This window comes from Mycobacterium sp. (assembly GCF_035640695.1).
Taxonomy (GTDB): domain Bacteria; phylum Actinomycetota; class Actinomycetes; order Mycobacteriales; family Mycobacteriaceae; genus Mycobacterium.
Window position 1 is genome coordinate 1 of the sequence record NZ_DASQVQ010000162.1, and the last position, 6,518, is coordinate 6,518.

At 63.6% G+C, this 6,518-nt stretch carries 7 protein-coding genes; 5 read left to right on the top strand and 2 right to left on the bottom strand.

What is annotated here, in order from left to right; all coding sequences use genetic code 11:
• The 3 genes from VE759_RS19145 to VE759_RS19155 form a co-directional block, all read left to right on the top strand.
• Positions 1 to 274: TCP-1/cpn60 chaperonin family protein (locus VE759_RS19145; RefSeq protein ID WP_324935359.1), on the top strand; the 274-nt coding region annotated here is incomplete at its 5' end.
• A gap of 148 nt (positions 275 to 422) precedes the next feature.
• Positions 423 to 1,952 (top strand): adenylate/guanylate cyclase domain-containing protein, encoded by a 1,530-nt coding sequence (locus VE759_RS19150; RefSeq protein ID WP_324935361.1) that lies wholly within the window; start codon positions 423 to 425, stop codon positions 1,950 to 1,952.
• A 712-nt stretch (positions 1,953 to 2,664) separates the two neighbouring features.
• Positions 2,665 to 3,360, top strand: a complete 696-nt coding sequence (locus tag VE759_RS19155) for a DUF4352 domain-containing protein (RefSeq protein ID WP_324935363.1) — start codon at positions 2,665 to 2,667, stop codon at positions 3,358 to 3,360.
• A 151-nt stretch (positions 3,361 to 3,511) separates the two neighbouring features.
• On the opposite strand, the gene VE759_RS19160 is transcribed toward VE759_RS19155, so the two are convergent.
• Complete coding sequence (locus tag VE759_RS19160; protein ID WP_324935372.1) at positions 3,512 to 3,937, bottom strand: phage major capsid protein; 426 nt, start codon at positions 3,935 to 3,937, stop codon at positions 3,512 to 3,514.
• Between the two features lie 268 nt (positions 3,938 to 4,205).
• Complete coding sequence (locus VE759_RS19165) at positions 4,206 to 4,952, bottom strand: class I SAM-dependent methyltransferase (RefSeq protein ID WP_324935365.1); 747 nt, start codon at positions 4,950 to 4,952, stop codon at positions 4,206 to 4,208.
• Positions 4,953 to 5,044: 92 nt separating this feature from the next.
• On the opposite strand from VE759_RS19165, the gene VE759_RS19170 reads away from it, so the two are divergent.
• Positions 5,045 to 5,173: a hypothetical protein gene (locus tag VE759_RS19170; RefSeq protein WP_324935368.1), complete on the top strand. Its 129-nt coding sequence runs from the start codon at positions 5,045 to 5,047 to the stop codon at positions 5,171 to 5,173.
• Positions 5,174 to 5,224: 51 nt separating this feature from the next.
• A partial coding sequence (locus VE759_RS19175) for an adenylate/guanylate cyclase domain-containing protein (protein ID WP_324935370.1) occupies positions 5,225 to 6,518 on the top strand: 1,294 nt, incomplete at its 3' end.

Genomic DNA, 6,518 nt, shown 5'->3' on the forward strand with positions numbered 1-6,518 from the left:
GCTGTACTGGATCGCCGCCAATGCCGGGCTCGACGGCTCGGTGGTGGTGAACAAGGTCAGCGAGTTGCCGCCCGGCCACGGCCTTAACGCGGCCACGCTGTCCTACGGCGACATGGTCTCCGACGGCGTCATCGACCCGGCGAAGGTGGCCCGTTCGGCGGTGGTGAACGCCGGCTCGGTGGCCCGGATGGTGCTGACCACCGAAACGGCCGTCGTCGATAAGCCCGAAGAAGAGGACGAGCACGCCGGTCACCACCACGGCCACGCTCACTAGAACTGGCATCGCGAGACACCCCCGGTTATCGCCGGGGGTGCTTCGTTTCTGGGTCCTGTTCGGCACGAGGTATCAAGTGGACGTTTCAACTGCGGACAGCTGCGCAAAGAGCAGCGGCTCAACCGATACGGACGTTTAATCTCGCGTAATGGATCGCATTTGGCAGTGGGTATGGGATCGATACGGAGCAAGGTATTCGTGGGCGATCTACGCGATCACGTTCCCGGTGATGCTGGCGAATTACCTCCTTATGTCGTTCCTCGTTGTCGCTTTCGAGGACTCCAGTCAATACGTCGAGGCCGTCGGCGTAACCGTTGTCGCCGTGCTTGTGCTGGTGTACGTGATGATTCTTCCCGGCCGCCAACCCCTCCGCCTCGCTGAACAATGGGCGGCCGGCCACGAGGTCGATCGAGCCAGGGCACTGCAAGCGACCTACGCCTGGAGTCGCGGGGTGGTTGTCCGATCGGTGGCGGGCAACGCCGTGGGCGTGGCGGTCCTATCGATCGTTGTGGGTGCGATCGTCGGGGCGACCGGGTCGCGGCTCGTCCAGTACGGGATTCTTGGGGCCGTCATAGGAACGCTCGTTCAGCTGGTCGGTGTGCACAGCTTCGTGCAAGCCGCGCTGCGGCCGGCTAGGACCGCGATGGCCGGGGATACGAAGATCGGTGACTCCATGCCCCGCTCTCGTCCCACTTTTGCCGCGTGGTCGGACTTGGCCATGCTGGCCACCGCGTTCGTGTTCGCCGTCGTCGGCGCGATGCTGGCGGCCGTGTTGCACCAGGTCAGTGAGGTCCCGGTGCTTGCCGTTGTGATTGGGTGCGCGATGACGCTTGGCTTCGCGGTGCCGTCGGTGATCGGCGTCGCGTACTCACCGTCCCTGCTACCCATTCGCGACCTCGCCGAAGGAACACAACGTGTTGCGGCCGGTGACTACAGCCAGCGGGTACCGGTAGTTCAAGACGATGATCTCGGCGCGCTGGCGGCGTCGTTCAACCGCATGCAGGCGGGTTTGGCTGAGCGGCAACGACTTCAGGCGGCGTTCGGGACATACGTCGACCCGGTCCTCGCGGCGCGGCTACTCGAGCAGGGCGACGATGTCTTCACCGGCGAGCGCCGCGAAGTGACGGTGATGTTTGTCGACATCCGCGACTTCACCCCGTTCGCCGAGACGAACACCGCCGAAGACACGGTCGCCCGCCTCAACGCTCTATTCGAGATAGTGGTGCCTGCAGTTGTCGAGGCCGGTGGGCACGTCAACAAGTTCCTCGGCGACGGCGCGCTTGCCGTCTTCGGCGCCCCGAACGACCTCGCCGATCATGCCGACGCCGCAGTGGGCGCCGCGGTGGTGATTCACCGTCTGGTCACCGAGCGATTCGGGAGCGAGCTCCGGATCGGCATCGGGATCAACACCGGCAAGGTGATCGCCGGGACCATCGGCGGTGGAAGCAAACTCGAGTTCACCCTGATCGGCGACACCGTCAACGTCGCTGCCCGCGTCGAGCAGCTCACCAAAACCACCGGCGACGCGATCCTTCTCACCCACCAGACTGTCGACGCCCTGGCGTCTCGACCGCGCGGACTCACCGACGGGGGATCGCACGCGCTGAAGGGTAAGTCAGCCGCAACACAGGTCTTCGGGCTCGACCTTGCTGAGACTCGTTTCCATCGCCTCGGCTGAATTGCCTAACGCATGCCAAGCGGTGGTCGGCTGCAGTGGTACATCTCGCACCGCCGAGACGGCGGTGGTCGACAAGCCAGAGGAAGAGGACGATGACCACGGCCACCATCACCACTAGGCGCTAGAGCAGTGCGGGCACCCCCGGTCATGCCGGGGGTGCTTTCGTCTGAGCCTGCCCGAGTGGGCGCAGGTGGACGAGAACAGCTCGCCTGAAGAGATCCAGGCGTGGGAGGAAGGGGCCGCAGCCGAGCGGCGGAAGTGGGGTGCACCTTACTAGCTTTGAATGCTTCAGGCCTGCGGTAGGGATTGCAACCGGTCCTGCGGATTTAGAAAAACAGTGAAATCACGCCGAGCACCGAGCAGTGCATCTACCAACGCATACGCGCTAGCCGGCGTCCGCCTATCAGCTAATGCACTTATTGATTTGTGCTACCTGACCTGTGACGATTAGCGCGTGTGCGACGACAACGAGCGTTCTATCCAAGAAGAACTACGCAGCCTTGGGCTCATCCGTCCTGATGAGTTCATCTGCATCGCACAGGACATACCGCCCTACACTCCTCTACCGGTCACGGACTGAGCAGCTTGTTACGCCCGGTCGGGTTCCATCGCGGGTAAGTAAATCGTTGTGATTCCTCCGCACCTTGTCGGACGCTGTGGTTATGCTGTCCCCCGCCTGTAGGTAGAGCAGCTAAACAGAGACGGGGGCTTTATGACGCAGCCAACAGCCGGTTGGTATCCAGATCCATCTGATCCGAGCCGCCAGCGGTACTTCGACGGCAGAGTGTGGACCGAGAACTACGCGCCATTCCCTGCCCCGCCACCAGGCATCGGCGAACCCGTGAGGCCGGGCAAGCAGCAGTGGAACTGGAAGTGGATCGCAGGCGTCGGGGCCGCAGCGGTAGTCCTGATTGCCATCGCCAGCGGCGGGAATGACAGCGACAAGAAGGACACAGCCACCTCCTCTACGCGGTCGAACTCAGCGAGCACCACCAAAGCGTGGAACACCACGGCAGCCGAGCCATCCGGCCCGGTCGTGGCCCCTGCTGGAAGCTCGGTGAGAGACGGCAAGTTCGAGTTCCAGGTGACCGGTGTCGAGCGTTCCCCTTCGAAGGCGGGGATCTTCAACGCTGAGCAGGCCAAGGGCGAGTTCTTCGTCGTCAAGCTCAGGGTGACGAACATTGGTGACGAAGCTCGGACCTTTTGGGCGACCAACCAGAAGTTGATCGTCAACGGCAACAAGTACGAGGCTTCCAGCTCGCTCAGCGACGAGAGCTGGAGGGAGGACATCAACCCCGGCCTGAGCATCAACACGGAAGTTATGTTCGATGTCCCACCTGGCGCGGTGCCTCAAGCAATCGTGTGCCACGACTCGGCGTTCTCGGGCGGCGCTCAGCTGGCCCTCTAGCGCCCCTTGGACGTGAACACCTGGGTAGCCCGGAGAAGTGGACCGCATCGGGCGCGAATGGCGACTTTCGACCATAAGCGCCCGAAGGGCCGTCCCCGTCAGGACGGCCCTCCAGCTGATGTATTCAGTTGTGGCTCAGCTGATCTGGAGATCAGGCGGCGTCGTAGCCGCGCACGTTGGCTTCCTCACGCAGGAAGCCGATTCCGTAGCGGTAGTTCGCCATGATGTCCAGCGCGTAGTTGCGGAACGCGCTCTCGGTGGACCGCTCGACCGTGGTGCCGGTGCGGGTCGCGAGGACGGTGCGGGCCTTGGAGATGCCCCAGAACAGCGTGGCGGCGTCGACCTGAGCGGAGGTGATGACGGGCAGGCCCGCGATCACCAGATCGCCAGCGTCGTTGTACGACAGCAGCGACTCGGTAGAACCGGTGGCTTTCTTGATCTTCAGGATGGCGTTGGCGACAGCCGGACGCATGATCCATGAGGTCAGCTTGCCGCCGTTGGCCTCTGCGGCGAACTTCGCGTCGATGAACGCGTCTAAGCGTCGGTGACTCGGGAGAGTCGAGTAACGATGAGTGATCGTTTAACCAGCTCAGGCACGGCTTAAAACTAAACCACTGAGACCGCGGTGGTCGACAAGCCGGAGGAATTCTCCGACGACCACCACGGCCACGCTCACTAGAGTTTTCGTACTCGAAGCACCCTCGGGCTCTGACCCGAGGATGCTTCGTTTTCGGGTGATCGACGACCTCGGCGTCTGTGCGGTTTCTTACGCAACACGCCGCAACGGCGTAAGAATTCGCACACTCGGCGACGGAGCAGCCAGGCGGTTCACGACGACGTCGTACTTAGACCGTCCCACGGGCGGCCCACGCAGTTGCGGTGACGGTGAAGGGCCCACTACCCAGACGTTCGACAGCCACTGATTCGAGACGTGCGCGAGCATCGTCATCGAGTCGCTGGACATAGTCACCGGCAGGACCTACACCGTATGTGTACGGCTCCCACCATTCCTCAAACGTCGGGTGCACAACATCGACCGCAACGGAATCCTCTTCCACATCGCGCAGGCCAACCGCTTCGAATAGCTCAGCCAGGTGCCCCTTAGGTGCCCCGGAGAGGAGCGCTTCGTCCTCAACGTCAGGGTCGATGATGTGCACCGCATCCCAGAACGGCGCCAGAGCACCGGTCGGCCCATCCCACACGCATGCTGCGATGACACCGCCACACCGAGTCACTCGCGCCATCTGTCTGAGACCGGCCACGGGATCCGTCATGAAGTGCACCACCAACTGCGCGAGAGCAGCGTCGAAGGCGGCAGTGGCATACGGCAGTGCCTCCGCCATACCTCGACGCACGTCGATGTCTGGCAAGCGCGTACGGAGCGCGTCAATGAACGGCGGTGAAGGATCGATCGCTGCGACCTCCGCTCCGATCGAACGCAAGTGCGCCGTCAGGGCACCTATTCCACAACCGACGTCGAGCACCTTATCGCCCGCGCCGACCCCGGCAAATGCCGCAAAGACCGCCGCAAGAGGCTCGGCGTATCGACCCATGAAACGGGCGTAAGCCTCTGGCGAGACGACAAAACTCACCGGGTAATGCTACGACCCAAGTCACGTCATCGAGCTAGTTCGTTGTTCTGGCAGGACTCGGTGAAAAGCCAGCTCGTGATGTAGTAGCGTCCGTGACCCGGCTGTGCCGGCTCACCAGTAGGGCACGTTGGGGCGTTGGCACATCTTGCACCACCGAGACGGCGGTGGTGGACAAGCCCGAGGAAGAGGCCGAGCACGACCACCACGGCCACATGCACTAGCTGAAGCGCGAAACGCCCCCGGTCACCAGGCCGGGGGTGTTTCGTTTTCGCATGGACCGTTTCTGGCAGTGGGCGTGGGAGCGGCACGGAGCGACGTACTCGTGGATGATGTGCGCGGGCGTTCTGGCGGTGCTGCTGCCGATCTACCTCCTGGTGTCGTGCGTTGTCGTTGCTTTCGAGGAGTCTGGTCACTATGTAGAGGCGGCCGCCGGCACCGTTGTGGCCGTGCCGGTGCTGGTGTACCTGTCGATTCTTCCCAGCCTGGGTCGGGTCCGACTTGCAGAGCAGTGGGCAGCCGGCCACAGGGTCGATCGGGCAAGGGCGCTGGAAGCTACCTACACCTGGGCCCGGGGATTGGTCGCCCGAGCGCTGGGGGTCAACGCTGTTTGGGGCGCCATCGCGGCGGTCGGTGTCGCCGTGATCGCCGGGGCGACCGGTTCACGGCTAGCCCAGTACGCGATTCTGGGCGCTGTCGGCGGGCCTGCCGTCATCCTGATCGGTATCCACAGCGGCTTTGAAGCAGCGCTGCGGCCAGTAAGGGCCGCCATCGCCGGTGACACCGGCATCGGTGACTCCCTGCCCCGGTCTCGCCCGACGTTTGCCGCTTGGTCGAACGTGTCCTTGCTCGCCGCGGTCTTTGGGTTCGTCATCTTGGGCGCGATGCTGGCGGCCGTATTGAATCTGGCAAAGTACGGCCCTGCGCTTGCCGTCGCAATCGCGAGTGCGTTGACCCTTTGCGGCGTCGCGATCACCGTTACCCCCTCGTTCTCGCCGTCGTTGCGACCCATCCGCGACCTTGCCGAGGGAACGCAACGGGTTGCGGTCGGCGACTACAGTCAACGCCTGCCGGTGTACCAGGACGATGATCTGGGCGCGCTGGCGGCGTCCTTCAATCGCATGCAGGCGGGTTTGGCTGAGCGGCAACGACTTCAGGCGGCATTCGGGACTTACGTCGATCCAGCGTTGGCGGCCCGGCTGCTCGAGCAGGGTGATGACGTGTTCACCGGTGAACGCCGGGAGGTGACGGTGATGTTCGTCGATATCCGCGACTTCACCCCGTTCGCCGAGGCGAACACCGCCGAGGACACCGTCGCGCGCCTCAACGCGCTGTTCGAGATCGTGGTGCCTGCGGTCGTCGATGCCGGTGGGCACGTGAATAAGTTCCTCGGCGATGGCGCGTTGGCGGTCTTCGGCGCCCCGAATGATCTTGCGGATCATGCCGACGCCGCGGTGAGTGCCGCGGTGTTGATTCACCGGCTGGTCGCCGAGGAATTCGGTGGGGCGCTGCGGATCGGCATCGGTATCAACACCGGTGTGGTGATCGCGGGCACCATCGGCGGGGGAG